This window comes from Paraburkholderia sp. GV068, assembly GCF_003058125.1.
GTDB classification, from domain to species: domain Bacteria; phylum Pseudomonadota; class Gammaproteobacteria; order Burkholderiales; family Burkholderiaceae; genus Paraburkholderia; species Paraburkholderia graminis.
Genome location: NZ_QBUB01000029.1, coordinates 18,032 through 35,824, shown reverse-complemented (window position 1 = coordinate 35,824; position 17,793 = coordinate 18,032). Strand labels below are relative to the sequence as shown.

Genomic DNA, 17,793 nt, shown 5'->3' with positions numbered 1-17,793 from the left:
TGACCAGATCGCTGCGCGTATTGGCCTGCTCGAATACGCGCACCGTGTGGCCGAGCGCCGTGCCGCGCAGCGTGAACGAGTGATACGTCTGACCGCCCAGCACGACGTCTTGCGTGCCGGTGACCGCCGGCAGCGGCAGATCCCATGCACCGAGCGCGCGCAGGGCAGGGCTGCCGGCAATCACGTCGCCGCTGCGCGTGCGCACCTGAAATAGCGCGTCGCGCGGCAGCGAGTCGTCGTCGTCGTTATCGCTGGCACTGGTCGCACCGCCTCTTTCTTCCTCTCGCACGTCGATGTGCGCGTTGGCAAGCGTGGCGAGGTTGGCCTGATCGAGAAGCGCGAGAATCTGCGCGACTTCCGCGAGGCGGGCTTCTTCCCATTCGCCGACTTCCTGCGTGGCCTGACGATAACTCGACGCAAGCGCAATCGCCCAGACCGCCGCGATGCTGCCGAGCACGAGCAGCATGAGCCGCCTGCGAATGGATGCGCTCATTTACTCTTTCTCCACCACGTAGCCGATATTGCGCACGGTTCGTATGAGCTTTGCGCCAAGCTTCCTGCGAAGGTTCGAGATGTGCACCTCGATCGCATTGCTCTCGATTTCCTGCTGCCAGCCATACAGGCTTTCTTCGAGGCACGAGCGCGACTGCGGAATGCCCTGGTTGGTCAGCAATTGCAGCAGGATTGCCCATTCGCGCGACGTGAGCGGCACCCGCGTGCCGGCAATCTGCGCCGTTTGCGCCACCGGGTTCACCGTGAGATCGCCATAGCGGATCAACTCGACGCTGCGGCCTTGCGCGCGGCGAAGCAAGGCGCGGCAACGGGCCGTCAGTTCCGTGAGGTCGAAGGGCTTGCCGAGGTAATCGTCCGCGCCGGCCTCCAGACCGCTCACGCGGTCTACCACCGTGCCGCGTGCCGTCAGCACAAGCACGGGCACGTCGTTGCCGGCGTCGCGGATTCGCTTGAGCAGATCCATGCCGGATACGCGCGGCAGGCCGAGATCGAGTACGACCAGCGCGTAGCTCGTGGTGTCGAGCGCGAGGCCTGCTTTATGGCCGTCGCGCGCCCAGTCGACCGTGAAACCCGCCTGACGCAGACCCGCTTCGACCCCGCAGCCGATCAGGTCGTCGTCTTCAACCAGTAGTACACGCATGGGACGCAAATTCCGTTGAGTGTTGTGATGGTGATTGCAATGCATCGCGGAAAAGCGGCGCTGGAGTCCGCAGTTTAACCGCGCTGCTCATGGCGGGTTCTACTGCGGTCTGCTTAAGGTTTCCTTCAGCTTGAATCGCTACTATCGCCCATCAACAGCTTACTGTCTTGTGAGTGACAGGAGCGTGCGGCGTTGTGTCGATTTGCGAGTTTGGCTCGACACGGTTCCAGTACATCGATGGAATGCATGGCGACCGCGGTGACGGTTTTATCGGCTGCGACGATCGTGTCCTGAAGCAGGCGCCGGTTCACCGCAAGAAGCCGTGCATGCTTTTCATCGCGCTACGAGACAAAGCCATGAAGCCTGTCACCGCCGATATGTTGCGCGCGCACCTAATGGTCGCTTCGCTCACGGCTGTCGCCGCCGACCTGCTCGCGTGCGTGACGGTCTTCGTGGATCCCGGCGCCGAGCACCTGTTCATGTCAGCGGCTTTCCGGCTCTCTTCTATCGCGGTGATGGCCGGCGGCGTCGTGGTCGCGCGCCAGTTCGCGCAAGCCGCGTTCCGGGCCGCCGTGGCAGACCGCCATGCAAGCGTTGCGTCTCTGTGCAGTAGGCCGATCGATCTCGCACCGGATTGCCCGCGGTTGTGGCTCGTCGTGCTGCATCTGCGTCTCACGGGGAAGCCGTTCGTCTTGAGCAAACGCTGACGGAGCGCGGCAATGGCATCGCATGCATTACCGGTATCCGAATGGATTGCACTTGCCGGCTGCGTCGGCGCGTCGCTCTATGCCGTGGTGGCTGCGCTCGCGTTGCCGTTCTTCGGGCTGCGCGGCAGCACGCGTTCGCTCGATCCGTTTGCGCCGGTGAGTGTGAGCGTGCTCAAGCCGTTGTGCGGTGTCGAGCCGCGCCTGTATGAAAACCTGCGAAGCTTCTGCGAGCAGCGCCTCGATCATTTCCAGCTGGTATTCGGCGTGGGTTCTGCCGACGATCCCGCGATTGCCGTGGTGCGCCGTTTGCAAGCCGTGTATCCGATGCTCGACATCGAACTCGTGATCGACGCGCGCGTGCATGGCAGCAATCTGAAAGTGAGTAATCTGATCAATATGGCCGAGCGCGCGCGGCATGAAGTGATCGTGATTGCCGATAGCGATATCGCCGTCGAAGCCGATTATCTCTGCGCTGTCGCCGCGCCGCTGGCCGATCCTTCTGTCGGCGTTGTCACCTGTCTGTATGTCGCGCACGGCGTGAGCGGTTTCTGGTCGCGGGTGGGCGCGCTGTTCGTCAACGAATGGTTCGGACCTTCGGTGCGCGTCGCGCATATGGTCCGATCGCGCCGCTTCGGTTTCGGCGCCACGCTTGCTTTGCGGCGCGAGACGCTCGAACGCATCGGTGGCTTCGGGCGCCTGAAGAACTGTCTCGCGGACGATTACTGGCTCGCCGAACACGTGCGCGCCCTCGGTTTGCGAACCGTGCTGTCGCGAATGATGGTCGCCACCGACGTCACCGAAACAACGTTCACCGCGCTCTGGCAACGCGAGACGCGCTGGTTGCGCACGATACGTTCGGTGAATCCGCTCGGCTTTGCGTTTCTCTTCATGACGTTTGCTACGCCGTGGCTCGTTGCCGGCGTCTGGCTCACGACCCGTCTTGTGGCAAGTCAGCAAGGTGCCCTGCATGGCTGGCCGGCGTATTTGACCGCGGTCAATATGGCCGCGGGCCTGGTCGCGCGCGCCGTGCTGCACGCGCGGGCAGTGCGCCAGCAACAGGCATTGCATCGCGGGTTGAGGGACGGGGCAGGGGACGCGTTGTCGGCCGCTTTATCGTCCGCTTCATCGGACACATTGTCGGACGCATTCGGCCGCTCTTTCTGGCGCGATCTGCCGCTCGTACCATTGCGCGATAGCTTGCTGCTCGTGCAGTGGATCGCCAGCGCCTTCGGGTCTCATGTCATGTGGCGAGGCGCCAGAGTGCCGGTCGGAAATTCGAGTTCCGCGTCGCGCGGCGCGCAGTTGCCGTTGATGGATACCATCGAGGCGTCCGATGGCCGCTAAGCCGCGCGCGCTCATCGTAACCGCCGACGACTTCGGCCTGCATCCGCGGGTGAACATGGCCGTCGAGCAGGCTCATGTCAGCGGCGTGCTCACGGCCGCAAGCCTGATGGTCGGTGCACCCGCCTCGAGCGACGCAATCGCGCGCGCCCGCGCGATGCCGCGCTTGCGAGTCGGCCTGCATCTGGTACTCGCCGACGGCGACCCCGTCATGCCGCGCGCGGGCATCGCTTCATTGCTCGACGAACATGGGCGCTTCGGCAGCAACATGGTGCGCGACGGGATACGCTTTTTCTTCCTGCCGCACGTGCGCAAACAGCTTGCCCGAGAAATTCGCGCGCAGTTCGAGGCGTTCGCCGACAGCGGGCTCACGCTCGATCATGTCAACACGCACAAGCACTTTCATCTGCATCCGACGGTGCTCGATTTGATCCTCGAAATTGGGCGCGAGTTCGGCATGAAGGCGATGCGCCTGCCGTTCGAAGTCAATGCGCCATTGTGGTTGCGCCCCTGGATCGCGAGGGTGAGGGCGCGACTCGACGCCGCCGGAATTCTCCATAACGATTATGTTGTCGGCGTGGCCGACAGCGGGCAAATGGATGAGCGTGCGTGGCTTGCAGCGCTTGCTGCCTTGCCGGATGGCGTGGGCGAGATCTATTGCCATCCCGCTGTTGCAGGGGAATGCGCATTGACTTGCGGTATGCGCGCGTATCGGCATGCGGACGAATTGAAGGCGCTGCTCTCGACGGACGTGGCCCTCGCGATTCGACGCCTGGGCGCGAAGACCGGCGGATTCACCGACGTGTTGAGCGGCCCCCAGGCACACTGAGTCCCGCTTGCGACTTGCCATTCAGCAGTGCTTAGGGGTTGAGTCGCCTGGCAAAACGTGAGCTCGGTGAGGAGAAGCCATCGCATTGCGCTCCGCGCTGTTGCCTTATTACGGCTAGAAAAAGGCGGGTTCAGGACGCGGAAGCTGCTGCCGTAATACATCTATCCACAGTCATCACTTTGCAAAAGCAGTGTGCTGCGCCCCGCTTGCGTGCACTGACGGACCAACAAAAATGGAAAGCTTCTCCGTCACAGCGCGTCTGACGCTCACCTAGTGCATCCTCGGTTTCCTGCTGTGCCTCTCCGTGGGCTTCGGGCTGTACGGGATCAACGCTCTAAACGCGTCGGCCAAGGACGTCAGCCTGAATTCCCTACCCGCCATCGATGCGCTTTGGCTTTTTGCGACCTGTTCGTTGCGCGGGCTCGATTTTCGCTTGACCGGTATGCATTGGACCCGGCCGCGGGCAAAGGTCGGGACTGCGCGAGCGCGCAGAAAGGTGCCTGACTGAATCCGACGAATGGAACAACAAATACGACCCGATCCCCCGCGCGGATCTGACGAGACCAGCATGTCTCTGACCAGTACGCGCCGTTCTATACGAAAGTCATCAACTCACCGGTGCGGGACGCCACTCATGTGCTCGACGGGCTGCTCTGCCACGAGTTAGATTTGCTGATCGAGGAACACTATACCGATACCGCCGGCTTCACCGATCACGTGTTCCGGCTATACCCCTTCGTCGGGTTCCAGTACGCGCCGCGCATAGCCGATCTTGCAGACAAGAATCTGTACGTTCCCGGCAAGGCAGCGGACTGGCCTGCACTGGCGGCACTGATCGGTGTGGACGGTGGACGGCTGGACGGCGACAATGAGCTTGCCCGGTCGTGAACAAGCGCGTCGCCAAGGGGCGCTTCCGCGCCTCTGCGGACGGTCAAATCGAACTCCCCAAGGCCTTAGCGTACGTAAAAATCCGTTTCTTGAGGGCACCCCGACGTCAGCAGCGCAGCCGATTGCGGGCGTTTGCGGCAGCGCGAGGCCGGACTGTTGTCGCCTGCACGAGTGAACTCGAACTCCACGGCCACAGCTGCATGCGATGCGATCAGGCCTGGAATGGCAGGTAGGTGCGCTTTCCTTTGGCGCTTTCGGTCGAGCGTCCTAAACAACAATACATCGCCCTTTACCCAAATGCATGAACCCTTGAGACGAGTCAAAAAAAGGAAAAGACGCAACAACACATAGATGAGCGGCTTTGCGAGTGACAGAGATCGAACGGAAATCTGTACGATGTCTTGACCGAGATACGAGCGCCTTTGGTCGATCCGTTCAGGCGGCTGGCCGGACGCGAAAACTTCAACCATAACCGCTCGTAGGATGTTGCGCCTCATGATAAGGCCTCAAATACAAGTAGTGCCCCCAGTCGGAGTATCGGTTGCAGAATGCCCCGGAGTTTTCTCGCTCAAAAAAACCCGTTTGCCCATCGTCATCAAGCCTTAAGATGAAAAATCGCGATTGACTGGAGCGGGCGTCGCCATGCCGTCATGGTCGCGCCCGCCGCGCCTTGCATTACTGCGACTCTCGCTGGTTTTGATGCTTGTGGTGCTTGTGCGAACGATGATGGCTCGAGCGGGTACTGGTCGGCGCCGACGTGTTGTCTCCCCCGGCAGTCGGGGCCGCCGTCGCCGCGCCGTGTGCGTTGCCGCCGCCTGATCCGCCGTTGCCGTTGCCGCCCGCTTGCGCGCTCGCCGTGCCAGAAACGGCCAATGCGGCCAAAAGTACAAGCATCGATTGAATGCCTCGCATATTCTGCTCCTTGATAGTTGACCCCTCGCTCGGGGGAAGCGGCCGTGACCGCGCCGCAGACGCATGAGAGCACATGCAATGCCTGAAAGGCGCACGAGGCAGTGTGGCGGCGACGTCGCCTCTCGCGATCTTTTGTGTCCCGGACCACAGTTAGCGCGGGCGCGGCGTGTGAAGATCCGTTGCACGAATCGCTGACGCGGTACACCAGCGACTTCAAAAACGATAAGCGCGGTACGGGGACCTCCACATGAAAAAATATCCAGGCTTACTTTTCGCCCTTTTGCTCGCGGCGTGTGGCGGCGGCGGAGGAGGAGGTGGTGGCGGCAGCGCCACCACCTCGTCGGCAGCGCCTTCGTCCACCAGTCCCAAGGCATGCACAGACGGCCCATATACGACAGACGCTACAAAAGTCTGCACCGACTCGAGCGGCAATCTCGTCACGGCATATGTCTATGTGCAGCCGAACACGGTCATTCCCGATGGAACCGTCATCACTGCGGATACCACGTGGCCGACGAGCGGCTCTCCATATTTCCTCGCCGGCACGGTGCGGGTAGCGCCTGGCGTCACGTTGACGATCGGCGACAATACGGTCGTGGAGACCTACCGCACAGTGCCCTGCACGGCCGGGTGCGTGGGTACGATTCCGACGAAAGGTATCATCAACGTGGCGGGCACGCTCAACGTGGGAAACCAGGGTCCGGTTCAACTGCTGGGCGTGACCGCTGCCAACACGTCGTTGACGCAAGACGCGGGTGGCGGCATCGTCAGCATCACGCATACGGTGTTGCAGGACGCATTCGTGCAGATCAGCGACGCTGCGCCGTTTTCGATGACATACAGCCAGGCTACGCATCTGAATGTGACGCCGATCGTTCGCAACGGCGTGACCACCTTCGAAGCCGGCACGAACGGCTACCCGCGCTTGAGCAAGTCCGCGACCGTGAAGGGCAATACGTTCGTCGACTCCGCAGCCTTTGCTTTCGATCCGTCGGTGTTCGTGCAAAACAACCTGTTCATCAACATGGTCGACCCGCTCGTGCTGATCGACGCGTTCCCGGCCGGTGCACAGGCGCCCACCGGCATCGCCCAACGGAACTCGTTTCTCTTCAAGAAGGATTCACCGAATGTGAATCGCATCGTGATCGAGTCTCACGGCACTTACAACGCGTCCACGGTTCATTCGCTGGACTTCTCGAACAACTTCTGGGGCGTGACGGATAACACGACCATTCAGTCGCGCGTGCTGGACAGCACCGACACATCCAGCCCGCGGCTGCCCAACGTCATCCTCTACGCACCGCCGCTGCAGAATCCCGATGCCGCAACACCGGCGGACCCGCAAAGCGCGACGCCGAATGTGTAAGTACTGAAACAGCGCGATCGGAGCGGGGATGTGCTCTACCCAGCACCCCCGCTCGTCCGGACGGGTCACCGGCGGGGCGCGTAACGCCGCGCACACCACAGCCTTTACATAAGCGTTGACCCGTCATTCGGGACAAGATGCTCCTCGCCCGGGACGCCCGCACCGGTGCGATCGTTGCGCACGTCGCCATGTTGTCACGTGGACGCATGGTCGTCCGGCGAGCATTCCCGCTTGCTGAGCGAGAACAGCACTGGAATCGACTTGTAAGAGGGCGTGCCGCTGCGGGCGTCGGAGTTGTGCAATGCGACGAGCCGGTCGGCGGCCGTTCCCGTACGGAATCGTGACCCGCTCGCAGTGCAGTGTCGATCGACGCGCACGACGCAGCCGACAGCAGCCTGAGCGTCACGCATGGAACCATTGGTCGCGGTCCTAACCCGCACCGGCTCTTCGCGATCGCCGGGTTGTCGCTGGGTTGTTTCGCCGTCGCTTTTCTCGGCATCACGCCGGGATTGATTGCGGCTCGCGGCGGCACGGCACTTTTCCTCGTGTTCGCCGCGGCGTCATGGCCGTCGCTGCGTTCATGTCCGCGGCGGCGTTTCCGGCGACCCGCTCACGCGACACCGGCGCGGCGGGCACCGAGTCGCGACTCGACCGGGCTGTCCGGTTCGGCATGATCGGCGTTGCCTGCATGGGACTGACGCAGGCCATGGTGTTTGCTTTCGTGCAGCGCATCGGACTCGATCGTGGCTTCGGCTTCCCCGCTGTCACGGGAGTGCTCATCGCCTTGGGTCTCGTGAACATGATACCCGCACCGCTCGCGGGCTTCCTCGAATCGCGCCTGCCCGGCGTGCGAGTCGTGCAATGTGGGGCGCTTGCACAGGCTGTCATCGCGGTGACGCTTACGCAGAGCAGCGCCTTCGCGCCGTATGCGGTTTGCGCGTCGGTGTTTGCGGCGGTGATGATCTTCAGCCACACCTTCGCGTTCGGCATACTCGCGCGCCTCGACAGGACCGGTCGTGCCGTTGCGGCCACGCCCGCCATGCTCATGACGGGCGCCGCCATCGGCCCGATTCTTGGCGGCACGCTCGTCAAGCACTTCGGCTACGGCAGTATCGGTGCGGCGGCGGTGGCGATTGCCGCGATCGCGATCTTCTGTTTTTCACGGCTTCCACACGTGCACGCAACACGGGAGTCTCCGCATGAAACCGAATCGCCGATTTATCGATCTTTCGATCTACCTCGAAAACGACGTGTTGTCCGACCCGCCGCCGCTCGCGCCGAAAATCACCTACCAGAGGCATGCGGATACCGTGGGCGAATTCATGGCCATGCTGCCGGGAACCCAGGTCGAAGACTTCCCGGACGGCGAAGCTGCCGCGGCCCGAATGGGTCACGTTGACGACGCATAGCGGCACACACCTCGACGCGCCATGGCATTTCCATTCCACGATGGACGCTAGCCCGGGTGGCCCGAAGGCGTCCACCACTATCGACGAGGTCCCGCTCGAGTGGTGCTTTCAGCCGGGCGTGAAACTCGACTTTCGACACTTCCCGGACGGTTATGTCGCTACCGCCGCCGATGTTGAGAAGGAACTCGCGCGAATCGGCCATGAACTGGAACCGCTCGACATTGTCGTCGTGAACACGGGCGCGGGTTCGCGCTACGGACATGACGACTACGTCAATGCCGGTTGCGGGATGGGCTATGAGGCCACCATGTATCTACTGGCGCGCGGCGTACGGCTGACAGGCACCGATGCATGGAGCTGGGATGCGCCTTTTTCCTACACGGCGAAGAAGATCGCCGAGACCGGCGACGTCTCGTTGATATGGGAAGGCCACAAAGCGGGGCGCGACATCGGTTATTGCCATCTCGAGAAGCTGCACAACCTCGAAGCGCTGCCGCCGCGTGGGTTCACAATTAGGAGTCGGTGGCGTGTTTGCGCGCGTAGGTGTACGCAAGGGCTGCAATGAGCATCGCGCCCGCATGCGTCGACATATGCAGACCGTCGGCGACGAGCGCCAGCGAAGCGAACATACTGCCGCCAACAATTTCAATAAGCATCATCGCGCTGCACAGTGCGATCACGGCCCACGTTTTGCGCTCGTTTTTTTCGTGACCAACACCCAGAAAGATGTGGTCATGTCCTGCGCCGAACGCGGCGTTTCTGAGATCACTCATTTTTGACTCTATTTAAAATAGCTATGGACAACTTCGACGAGTTGTTCCCTCGCGCTGGCACTATCCTCCTCGCCGCTTTCCGCGTCAGCGAGGTGGCTTCTGATGTGGTCTTCCAGCACGACCGCGAGAAGACCGTTCATAGCCCCGCGACAACTTGTGATCCGTTGCAGCACGTCCGAACAGCCATGCTCTTCCTCGAGCGCCCGCTCGATGGCTTCAACCTGTCCCTTGATGCGGCGAACCCGATTGAGTAGCTTCTGTTTTTCCTGAACCGTGTGACTCATGGCGCTCTCCAAATACCGAGGGGGTATGCAATTGCGGGAAGTCTCCCATAGGGGACGGGGGTATCTGTTGCTGCCGCAGTTCTTTGGTCTAGCGGAGCTGCCAGATACTTATCGAGCCGGGTTAGCGTTTGTGCCACCAATGTGTAAACGAACGGCTGGTCAAACGCTCATTTCAGTCATTCGTCGGGATCTGATGATTTGGCTGGTGATGGGTCGCCGAATTTGACGCAGCGCTGCCGTCACGTCCAGGCGAAGTGCCTTCCATTTTGCGAGCCCCGCGCATCCGGCGCGGAGTCTTCGGGCCTCTGCACCTGTTATCCTTTTCCCTCCCGACTGCAGCATGGTCGCACGTCGTCGGCCAAGAGCCTGACATCAAGCGAGACGGGATTTTCAATGTTCGGTTTTCTGCGCAGCTACTTTTCCAACGACCTGGCGATCGATCTTGGCACCTCAAACACGCTGATCTACATGCGCGGCAAGGGCATTGTGCTTGACGAACCTTCGGTCGTGTCGATTCGTCAGGAAGGTGGCCCGAGCGGCAAAAAGACCATTCTGGCAGTTGGCAAGGAAGCCAAGGAGATGCTTGGCAAGGTGCCGGGAAACATTGAAGCCATCCGCCCGATGAAGGACGGCGTGATCGCCGACTTCAACATCACCCAGCAGATGATCAAGCAATTCATCCGGATGGTGCACGCACCCCGCATATTTGCGCCGTCGCCGCGCATCGTTATCTGCGTGCCGTGCGGGTCCACCCAAGTCGAACGACGTGCAATCAAGGAAGCTGCGCACAGCGCGGGCGCATCGCACGTCTACCTGATCGAAGAGCCGATGGCCGCCGCAACCGGCGCCGGCCTGCCCGTGTCTGAAGCGACCGGCTCGATGGTTGTCGATATCGGTGGCGGCACCACTGAAGTGGGCGTCATTTCGCTCGGCGGCATCGTGTACAAAGGTTCTGTGCGCGTCGGGGGCGACAAGTTCGACGAAGCCATTGTCAACTATATCCGCCGCAACTATGGAATGTTGATCGGCGAACAAACCGCCGAAGCCATCAAGAAGGAAATCGGCTCTGCTTTCCCGGGCTCAGAAGTCAAGGAAATGGAAGTGAAGGGCCGCAATATGTCAGAAGGGATACCACGCAGCTTCACGGTCTCCAGCAATGAAATCCTCGAAGCGCTCACCGACCCACTGAACCAGATCGTATCGGCGGTCAGGATCGCGCTCGAGCAAACGCCACCAGAACTCGGCGCTGATATCGCTGAGCGTGGCATCATGCTCGCGGGCGGCGGAGCGTTGCTACGCGACCTCGATCGGCTGCTCGCCGAGGAGACCGGTCTGCCGGTGTTCGTTGCCGAAGATCCGCTGACCTGCGTCGTGCGCGGCTCGGGCATGGCGCTCGAACGCGTGGACAAATTCGGAAGCGTCTTTGCGTACGAATGAGCGAAACGGACGATCTATATTGGCCGAGCGGGTCGCCGGTCGTTATTGCTATATCGTAGGTTCGGCTCGACCGTTCGCGAGCGATTCCGTTCACTGGCCGCGTGCTGCCCCCTGCAATGGGTACACCCAGCGCAAACTCGCAAGCGTGCGATCGGCAGCACGCGGTAGAGTCGAGATGTGGGTGCGACACGTGTCGCCGTCAGCCGCCGTTATGCGGCATGCTGTAGATGGTAAAGCTCCTTTTTGCCTTGTCACATTCAGCAGAAGAAGTTTGGAGGTTGAAGCCGTGACCTGTTGTACGACCAACAGTTGCCTACCTGGACATGCGCGACGGGAGACCGTCGGGTGTCAAGCTTCGGGGACAAGGTACCCTTCCAATGGACGGTCCACCTTGGTGACAACAAACCGACACTGCGAGCAGCGACGCGGTATAGGGACGAGGCAAGTTCCGCATGCGCAATTTAGGTAAACTGCTGATAAACCTCGTCACGACTGATGGGCCAAAGCTGCTGTCAGGCCCTGACCAAACGGTGCGTAGCAGGTTCCTACCATCCACATTGGGTGCGAGTCGTCATCATCGCTACCGAGGAAGAGGCGGGCGCTAAACGGATAGATTCGTGACCAATCGAATCGGCAAGACTGTGAACGTGGTAAGCCCGTTTCATCGGTAAGCATTCGACCTGCACCGTCGCAGATTTTGTTGACGCGCGAGAGGATCGGCTGCTAGCGAACGGGATCGATGTGTGAGGCGGCGGGCAGCAAAGGAGCGACGTTCCAAGGTAGCAGTTCGTCGATGCGGTTCACCGGGTGATCGGCGATGCGCTCGATGACGTAATGCAGGTATTCCCAATTGTCCTCGGTCAGGCTGAAGAGGAGGAGCGCAAACTCGCCGGCGATCGGTTTCAGCGCGGAGGCAGCCTGCGCCGAAGTCTGGATGTCGGTGATGTGACGGGCATGCAACGTGACCGCGGTGGTGAGAATGATGAATAACGCAATGAGATTGGAGTACGGGCGCGCCCAATGATCCCGCACGGGTAAGTCGCGGAGGTCAGTTATGACCTCTCCCGGAGCGGCAGTGGTAGTCCACCAGCGCAATCCGCTCCGTCGGGGGGCGGCGCTATCTAGTGATCGGCGCCTGCCTGTAGCGAAGCAAAAGGCGCTGGACAAGCGACGGCGGTCGCCGTCCGGGCGAATTCTTCGAGGTCGAATCGTATAAACGTTTCGGAAGACTGAACTCTGAGGATCCCAGGTAAATAGAGACGTCGGTGCCAGCCAAAGAGTATACAGTGGGAAGACCGGTCGCCCATGAGCGATCTCCAGCTTCGGAGCGCGTCATGCGATCGCAACTCAAACCTGCATCGGCTTCAATTGGCAGTGACAGCGAGTACGCCGTCGAGCGCAGGACGCGTGCGCATATACTCGACGCAGCGGATGCTCTGAGAGCAGAGAAAAGACGCGTCAGTTACGCCGCGATCGACTCCAACGCCAGTAAGTGGCGCTGCTCGGTCCTGCGCGCGAAGAGTTGATCGCCGTGCTTCAATTTCCCAACCCCAGCCGTAGCTATGATGCCTCCCGACATTGCGTGTGTTTCTGGGGGTACGAGGATTCACGCGAAATCACCTTCATGGTCGACGACGCGATGCTCAGAAATCTGCAACCTGGCGTTGGATCCGACGAGCGGTCGGTGCTTGGTGCCTTTGACGAGTTTCGCGAAAAGGTTCTCGAAATCGCCAGGAAGCAGTATGTCCGCGGTCCGCAGAATCGATATTCGATTTCATGAGCTACAGACCTGTCGCGAGAATGTTTCCAGATCTGCCAATCCCCGGCTTCCTGGAGCGCCCTGCACAGCGCCCTAACGAGGGCAACGCCGCTTCGCTTCTGACGGCGATCAGGGGTGCCACCATCGCCTGTGCTGCATTTAGCGCAAGGTAGTCTGAATCGACCGCTCTTTCGGCCATGCCGGAACGTCATCCTTGGGCCCGCCGAGTAGCGTCGCTGGCTGTATCGCACGATGCAGCCGCGCGACACGGGTCGCACGAAACGAGGAGCGTTGGATGAAGATGGCTCCTGCTATTTCCCTGGCCACCTGGAACCGGGGCTCTGACCTCAAAGGAGGCTCCCATGACCCAGTCAATGATCAATCTTGTAGTGGGGATCGTGGTTCTGTTATGCGTCGCGATACTCGCGGCGACACGGTACAGGCGAGAACACAAGGACGAGCCGGTTGCCCGCTGGCGAGACGTGCATCCAATTCGCGACTGGCTGCACCATAAGCACTGAGTGATTCGTCATGATTTTGGGAGCGCTGGGGCGCGCGCGTGCATTTCTCTATCGTGCGGTCTGTCGCCGGATGTAAGCGAGAACAGATTGAAAAGGATGATATGACGTATGCAATGTGGGGCATCGCGGTCGGGCTGGCGCTGATGTTCGGCGTGTCGCTGCGGCGATACAGGAGCAGCCTTCTGCGCAAACGGGAAATCCGTTGGATGGATGAGCACCATCTGTTGGACCGGCTACGCGAGCAGTTGGGATGGACGCTCCACGAATGACACGCGCTGGGCTGCTTGGCACGTGCAAGACTACTTTTTGAAGGAGTTAGCGAGATGACCATGAATTACGCAGGCAGGTCGCACGATGAAGCTGTGGCAGCGCGGCACAGGCAGAAGCAAAAGGCACAGGAACAGGCCGGCGGCGAAATGGCGATCGAAGGGACGGAGGCCGACGCGGAACATAGTTGCGGCGAGCTCTCCGAGCGGGGAAAGCAGGTATGGCGAAGCGGAAGCGGGATTAATGGTGGGGGAAAGGAGTGATATGGTCTCGGTGTTCTGACGCGACGGTGGGCGGAGCAATTCACTTCGCCCACCGTCGCGAGCGGATCCGTTCCGCAACTCCGGTGTCATTTGACCCGACCCGTCTACGCTGTCTCGAGAGGTGTCACTGCGGCCTCCGTTATGCATCAGACGTGTTTGCGAGTGGTGAAGCGTGATCAAGCGGGAATGCGAGCGCCTGTTACCGCATTGAAGGCACTGCGACCGGGACCTAAACCCGTCGCGGTTCATCCCGATGACCGTCGGGCGGTGGCCTTGCCTGATGTCAATGCGCGCTCGACTTCATCGAATGCATTAAGCAGTCGGGTTACACGTCTGTTCCCATCGGGTAGCAGACCCTGCTGCGTCGATAGAGAAGAAATGCGACGCCGCCAGTACGATAGCGCGAGCGGATTTCCGCGCACAAGTAACGGAATGATCTGTTCGAGGTGCGTCAGGTCTGTTTCGAATTGGTAGCGCGACATCAGGATCCTTGCAGAAGTGATTCCGTGTCACTCACAGATCAAGTCTGTACCGGCCGGGCTGGCACGTCTGCACGCTGCCGTACAGGGGCTCGGGCGCCCCGAACCTGTCACACGAGCCGCGGCTGCTTCACACGTGCGGGCCTCACGCCGAAATCCATGGCGCCTCGCCTGGATCGCCATATGGCACCGTAGCCTGTCTTCTCAAACCTGCGCCAGCAGATCTGGCGTTTGAGCGGGTTAGGGCTTTTGTACGGGGACGATGCCGCACTACTGCAAAGAACCGACGCTTCGACGGTTCTTCGGCCTCCGCCGTTTCAAGGCGGAGCGATAACCTTCGCATGAGTCACCGACGTTCAGGGCCGCATGAAGCCGCTTCAGCACCCAGCCATTGTCTTGCGTGCCTGCCGACGCCAATATTCGTCCTGTCGCCCTTCGCGACTTCCTTCCTGCTGCCCGGAATGTCCGGTGCGTATAGGATGGCAACGGCAAGCATTGGCGATATCAGCCTCGATCAGGCTGACCTGGTCGAGGCTGATTGACTTCTGCTTCGCCGAGCCATTGATATCCGAATTTGCGATACGCTTGCGCTCAGGAGCCTGAAGCGGTCTGCATGTATTTGCGCCGACGGTCCGTCTGATGCCTGAGATGCCTGATACCAAAAGCATTGACAGACTGACTCCGGCACTATATTGTGAACCTCGAAATATTCAAGAAGCTCGATTGCTGATCACCATTTTCCGCCTGATCTGCGCGGTACTCGCTGTCCTCTCTTCTTCCTTGAAGTTTTTGTCGCTCCGCACTGGAGCTGTTATTTTCATTTCAGGGAATTCTCATGGATACCGGTACTGTTAAGTGGTTCAACGATAGTAAAGGCTTTGGCTTCATTACTCCTGACGCTGGCGGCGACGATCTCTTCGCTCACTTCTCGGAAGTTCGGGGCGAGGGCTTCAAGACGCTCGCAGAGAACCAAAAGGTGAGCTACGAGACGAAGCGCGGCCCGAAGGGCATGCAAGCCGCGAATATCTCGCCGCAGTAACGTATTCCAGGGGCCGGTCTACCGGTCCTTTGCCTGTTAGCCTGACTAGCATCCTCGCGGAGCGTGCGCTCCCGATCTGATCGCCATGTTTCAACGTGCGCATCATTTGTCTTCCGACACGATCCGTCTCGCCCCATTTTCAATTTATTTCGCTTGGACGGCATGGATGTCGTGCGGTCGGTTATCGCTTATGCAAAACAATAAACATATTCACCATTACAACGGTTATTCAGTCTGCCCATCCGCTCACCGGTTACCGAACGGCTGGGGTTGCCGCCAACCTGCTGCTCACCAGACATGGCGCCCGGAGTGCTGAGCCGGTCTCCTACAAGTTTGATGCGCTCGACTATTTCGATAGCGAAACACAGGCTGTGGGGCACGCCGTAACATGGGCGCGTGGGTGGATTGATAGCCGCGGTTAAGTCGGCAATATCCCTGCGTAGCAGCGGCAGGATTGGCCGCGTCGAGGATCGACCAGGCGCTGTGCAGGGCCCGCCCTGATCGCCATGATACACAGCAATATCACCTGCTTCCGGATGAAGCGATGTCATTCTGGCGACCGCCTCGCCGCCTCGCCGCCTCGCCGCCTCGCGCGGGAGCCGTCGTTGACGGATGCGCAGGATACGTCTCACGGCACACAATGCCTGTCGCACCCGCGTCAATCATTGCCGTTAAATCCGTCACACAACGTCGCCAAGAAGCGCCTCAAGGGTGCGCGGGTTCGCGCCCATCAGAACGTCACTCAACCGGATCACGGGATCTGGTCGCCTGATCGACACAACGCTATTCCCGTCAATCGCATCATAAGGAGCAGAGATGGCGTTATTGGTCATGCAGGTCGCAGTATGCGGGGAACTGGTCGAGGTTTTTGAAATGACGGTCGATGATGTCGACGGCCACCGGATGCTCGCGGCTGCCAATGAAGACGAACGGGTGATTCATCCTTCGGGACAGGCACCCGAAGACGGTGAGGTCTGGATCGATCTGATCGATGGGGATGGCGAGACGCTATTCGACCAGGTGGCGTGTTTTCACCGGGCGGATGCCTCCGACGCGCTGCAGATTCATTTCGACATGAATGTCGATGTCGTTAAAGATTGCCTGTCAAAGTCGAATGTTGCTTCGCTCCATGCAAGGCACCGCGTGGCGGCCCAGGCCTACTTCCGCCAGATAGATCGTCTTGTGGATTGCTCGCCGGTGAGTTCCAGGCAGAGCAATCGCCGGCGTGTCGGCGACGCGACTGTCATGGAACTTGCGATAGAGCTGCGCAGGCGGCTGGAGAGTGTTGTGACCCAACTTGCCCTTAGCGAGTTGCCCGCCTATGTGCAGGCTGCGGCGCAAGAACTGAAGGATGCGACGAAGAGCTACGTGGGTGCGATTCAGCGCCTGTAAAGCAGCGGCCGGAACGCGAATGTGAAGGAACCGTATGCAAAGAATGCTGGAGTACGCCGGTTTGAGATTTGCGTTGACCTCGTGCCCACGTCTGAATACATGTTTGACGCGTGGCTTCGCATTGAAGGACCGGCTGACGTCCCGGCAGTGGCGAAGCCAGGGCAGCGTATCAAGGTTCGCGGTGGCACGTTTTACCATCGCTGGGCTTATTTCGATGCGCAGATCGCTGGCCTGGCGACAATCGATGTGATTCTCGGTCCTGGTGAATAGTTTGACGCCGTAACCCTTGACGAGTGAACCTGCATTACCCGCGTTGCCGCCTGCGGTTGAAAGAAGTACTGGATACCTACCTGACAGGAAACAAGTTTTATGGACGAACGCAAGCGCGACAGCATGATTGCCTACCTCCGCCACCGCATGGAGGACTTCGGAATCACCCCGGATGACCTGGCCGCGACATTGGCACCTGAGCCGGTAGCGGGCCGTTACCGCAGCGCGCATGGCGAGAGCTGGAGTGGCGAAGGTGCGATGCCGCAATGGCTGAAGCAGGCGATCAGTGCAGGCCAGTCCATAGGGCACTTTGAGCTGTCATCAGGTGTAGTTTCCGGATCGTCCTTGCAGGCACGCGCGGTTACAGGTGCAGACTGGAAAAACGATCCGTTCGCGGGCAGTCCGCTCGCGCGGACGAGCTCCCGTTAGATCCGTTGCAAAGCGGCTCAACTGCCGCTCAAAAAGATCCGTGCCGTCGGACGAAGTGTCTCGGTGAGAACGGACATAGGGTCTTCCAAGATGAATGCGCACTCAGTATCTCGACAGTTGGATCTTTTCGAAAGCGACCGTTAGCAAAAAGCCGATTTCCTTCATAATCGAATGCCCGCTTCGGCGGACGCCGGGATATGCACGATCGGCGGAGAATGTCCGTTATCTGTGGCGGAGCCGACGTCTGAACGTCCGACTGACGACACGGGCGAATG

Annotated in this window: 17 protein-coding genes and 6 pseudogenes; 16 read left to right on the top strand and 7 right to left on the bottom strand. The window is 60.3% G+C overall.

Translation table 11 applies throughout. The features are described 5' to 3' along the window. Positions 1-493, bottom strand: a pseudogene (locus C8K18_RS32300) (two-component sensor histidine kinase); the annotation flags it as partial. Continuing rightward, the gene (locus tag C8K18_RS32295; RefSeq protein ID WP_108506368.1) at positions 494-1,153 is read right to left on the bottom strand and encodes a response regulator; all 660 of its coding nucleotides are present in this window, start codon (positions 1,151-1,153) and stop codon (positions 494-496) included. A 356-nt stretch (positions 1,154-1,509) separates the two neighbouring features. On the opposite strand from C8K18_RS32295, the gene C8K18_RS32290 reads away from it, so the two are divergent. From C8K18_RS32290 to C8K18_RS32275, 4 genes and pseudogenes are all read left to right on the top strand, one after another. Beyond that, the gene (locus tag C8K18_RS32290) at positions 1,510-1,860 is read left to right on the top strand and encodes a hypothetical protein (protein ID WP_107711025.1); all 351 of its coding nucleotides are present in this window, start codon (positions 1,510-1,512) and stop codon (positions 1,858-1,860) included. Positions 1,861-1,872: 12 nt separating this feature from the next. Continuing rightward, on the top strand, positions 1,873-3,204 hold the full coding sequence (gene hpnI, locus C8K18_RS32285) for a bacteriohopanetetrol glucosamine biosynthesis glycosyltransferase HpnI (protein WP_107711024.1): 1,332 nt from the start codon (positions 1,873-1,875) through the stop codon (positions 3,202-3,204). Beyond that, positions 3,194-4,030, top strand: coding sequence for a hopanoid biosynthesis-associated protein HpnK (gene hpnK, locus C8K18_RS32280; protein ID WP_107711023.1), 837 nt, complete (start codon positions 3,194-3,196; stop codon positions 4,028-4,030). Before hpnI ends, hpnK begins: the two co-directional genes overlap by 11 nt. A 567-nt stretch (positions 4,031-4,597) precedes the next feature. Further along, positions 4,598-4,870, top strand: a pseudogene (locus C8K18_RS32275) (Tn3 family transposase); the annotation flags it as partial. A 113-nt stretch (positions 4,871-4,983) separates the two neighbouring features. Here the strand turns inward: C8K18_RS32275 and C8K18_RS32270 are convergent. Then, positions 4,984-5,388, bottom strand: coding sequence for a hypothetical protein (locus tag C8K18_RS32270; protein WP_107711022.1), 405 nt, complete (start codon positions 5,386-5,388; stop codon positions 4,984-4,986). A 689-nt stretch (positions 5,389-6,077) separates the two neighbouring features. On the opposite strand from C8K18_RS32270, the gene C8K18_RS32260 reads away from it, so the two are divergent. Continuing rightward, positions 6,078-7,196 (top strand): hypothetical protein, encoded by a 1,119-nt coding sequence (locus C8K18_RS32260; protein WP_107711020.1) that lies wholly within the window; start codon positions 6,078-6,080, stop codon positions 7,194-7,196. A 194-nt stretch (positions 7,197-7,390) separates the two neighbouring features. On the opposite strand, the gene C8K18_RS33475 is transcribed toward C8K18_RS32260, so the two are convergent. Then, positions 7,391-7,606: a hypothetical protein gene (locus C8K18_RS33475; RefSeq protein ID WP_165919891.1), complete on the bottom strand. Its 216-nt coding sequence runs from the start codon at positions 7,604-7,606 to the stop codon at positions 7,391-7,393. Here C8K18_RS33475 and C8K18_RS34090 point away from each other — a divergent pair. Together C8K18_RS34090 and C8K18_RS32250 are read left to right on the top strand one after the other, a co-directional pair. Beyond that, positions 7,589-8,364, top strand: a pseudogene (locus tag C8K18_RS34090) (MFS transporter); the annotation flags it as partial. The gene C8K18_RS33475 and the pseudogene C8K18_RS34090 overlap by 18 nt on opposite strands. Positions 8,365-8,395: 31 nt before the next feature. Further along, positions 8,396-9,119 (top strand): annotated as a pseudogene (locus C8K18_RS32250) (cyclase family protein); the annotation flags it as partial. Between the two features lie 4 nt (positions 9,120-9,123). On the opposite strand, the pseudogene C8K18_RS32245 reads toward C8K18_RS32250, so the two are convergent. Continuing rightward, positions 9,124-9,378, bottom strand: a pseudogene (locus C8K18_RS32245) (cation transporter); the annotation flags it as partial. A gap of 8 nt (positions 9,379-9,386) precedes the next feature. Continuing rightward, on the bottom strand, positions 9,387-9,662 hold the full coding sequence (locus tag C8K18_RS32240; protein ID WP_107711019.1) for a metal/formaldehyde-sensitive transcriptional repressor: 276 nt from the start codon (positions 9,660-9,662) through the stop codon (positions 9,387-9,389). Between the two features lie 393 nt (positions 9,663-10,055). Here C8K18_RS32240 and C8K18_RS32235 point away from each other — a divergent pair, with 393 nt between their 5' ends. Beyond that, positions 10,056-11,099: a rod shape-determining protein gene (locus tag C8K18_RS32235; RefSeq protein ID WP_107711018.1), complete on the top strand. Its 1,044-nt coding sequence runs from the start codon at positions 10,056-10,058 to the stop codon at positions 11,097-11,099. A 723-nt stretch (positions 11,100-11,822) separates the two neighbouring features. Here C8K18_RS32235 and C8K18_RS34205 read toward each other — a convergent pair. Continuing rightward, positions 11,823-12,131 (bottom strand): divalent metal cation transporter, encoded by a 309-nt coding sequence (locus C8K18_RS34205; protein ID WP_375135830.1) that lies wholly within the window; start codon positions 12,129-12,131, stop codon positions 11,823-11,825. A gap of 460 nt (positions 12,132-12,591) precedes the next feature. On the opposite strand from C8K18_RS34205, the gene C8K18_RS32215 reads away from it, so the two are divergent. The 8 genes and pseudogenes from C8K18_RS32215 to C8K18_RS32180 all read left to right on the top strand — a co-directional run bounded on the left by C8K18_RS32215 (position 12,592) and on the right by C8K18_RS32180 (position 17,518). Next, on the top strand, positions 12,592-12,879 hold the full coding sequence (locus tag C8K18_RS32215) for a DUF1488 domain-containing protein (RefSeq protein ID WP_107711016.1): 288 nt from the start codon (positions 12,592-12,594) through the stop codon (positions 12,877-12,879). Positions 12,880-13,480: 601 nt separating this feature from the next. Next, positions 13,481-13,648: a hypothetical protein gene (locus tag C8K18_RS33470; protein WP_181324965.1), complete on the top strand. Its 168-nt coding sequence runs from the start codon at positions 13,481-13,483 to the stop codon at positions 13,646-13,648. Between the two features lie 54 nt (positions 13,649-13,702). Beyond that, positions 13,703-13,909: a hypothetical protein gene (locus C8K18_RS32210; protein ID WP_029972085.1), complete on the top strand. Its 207-nt coding sequence runs from the start codon at positions 13,703-13,705 to the stop codon at positions 13,907-13,909. A gap of 1,314 nt (positions 13,910-15,223) precedes the next feature. After that, a complete protein-coding gene (locus C8K18_RS32200) occupies positions 15,224-15,427 on the top strand; it encodes a cold-shock protein (RefSeq protein WP_027780628.1) in 204 nt (67 codons plus the stop codon). Between the two features lie 190 nt (positions 15,428-15,617). Then, a pseudogene (locus tag C8K18_RS33985) lies at positions 15,618-15,849 on the top strand (hypothetical protein). 394 nt (positions 15,850-16,243) lie between these two features. Further along, positions 16,244-16,819, top strand: coding sequence for a hypothetical protein (locus C8K18_RS32190; protein WP_107711014.1), 576 nt, complete (start codon positions 16,244-16,246; stop codon positions 16,817-16,819). Positions 16,820-16,840: 21 nt separating this feature from the next. Next, entirely contained in the window at positions 16,841-17,089 is a 249-nt protein-coding gene (locus C8K18_RS32185; RefSeq protein ID WP_107711013.1) for a hypothetical protein, read from the top strand. A 99-nt stretch (positions 17,090-17,188) separates the two neighbouring features. After that, positions 17,189-17,518 (top strand): H-NS family nucleoid-associated regulatory protein, encoded by a 330-nt coding sequence (locus C8K18_RS32180; protein ID WP_107711012.1) that lies wholly within the window; start codon positions 17,189-17,191, stop codon positions 17,516-17,518. The last annotated feature ends 275 nt before the right edge of the window (positions 17,519-17,793 follow it).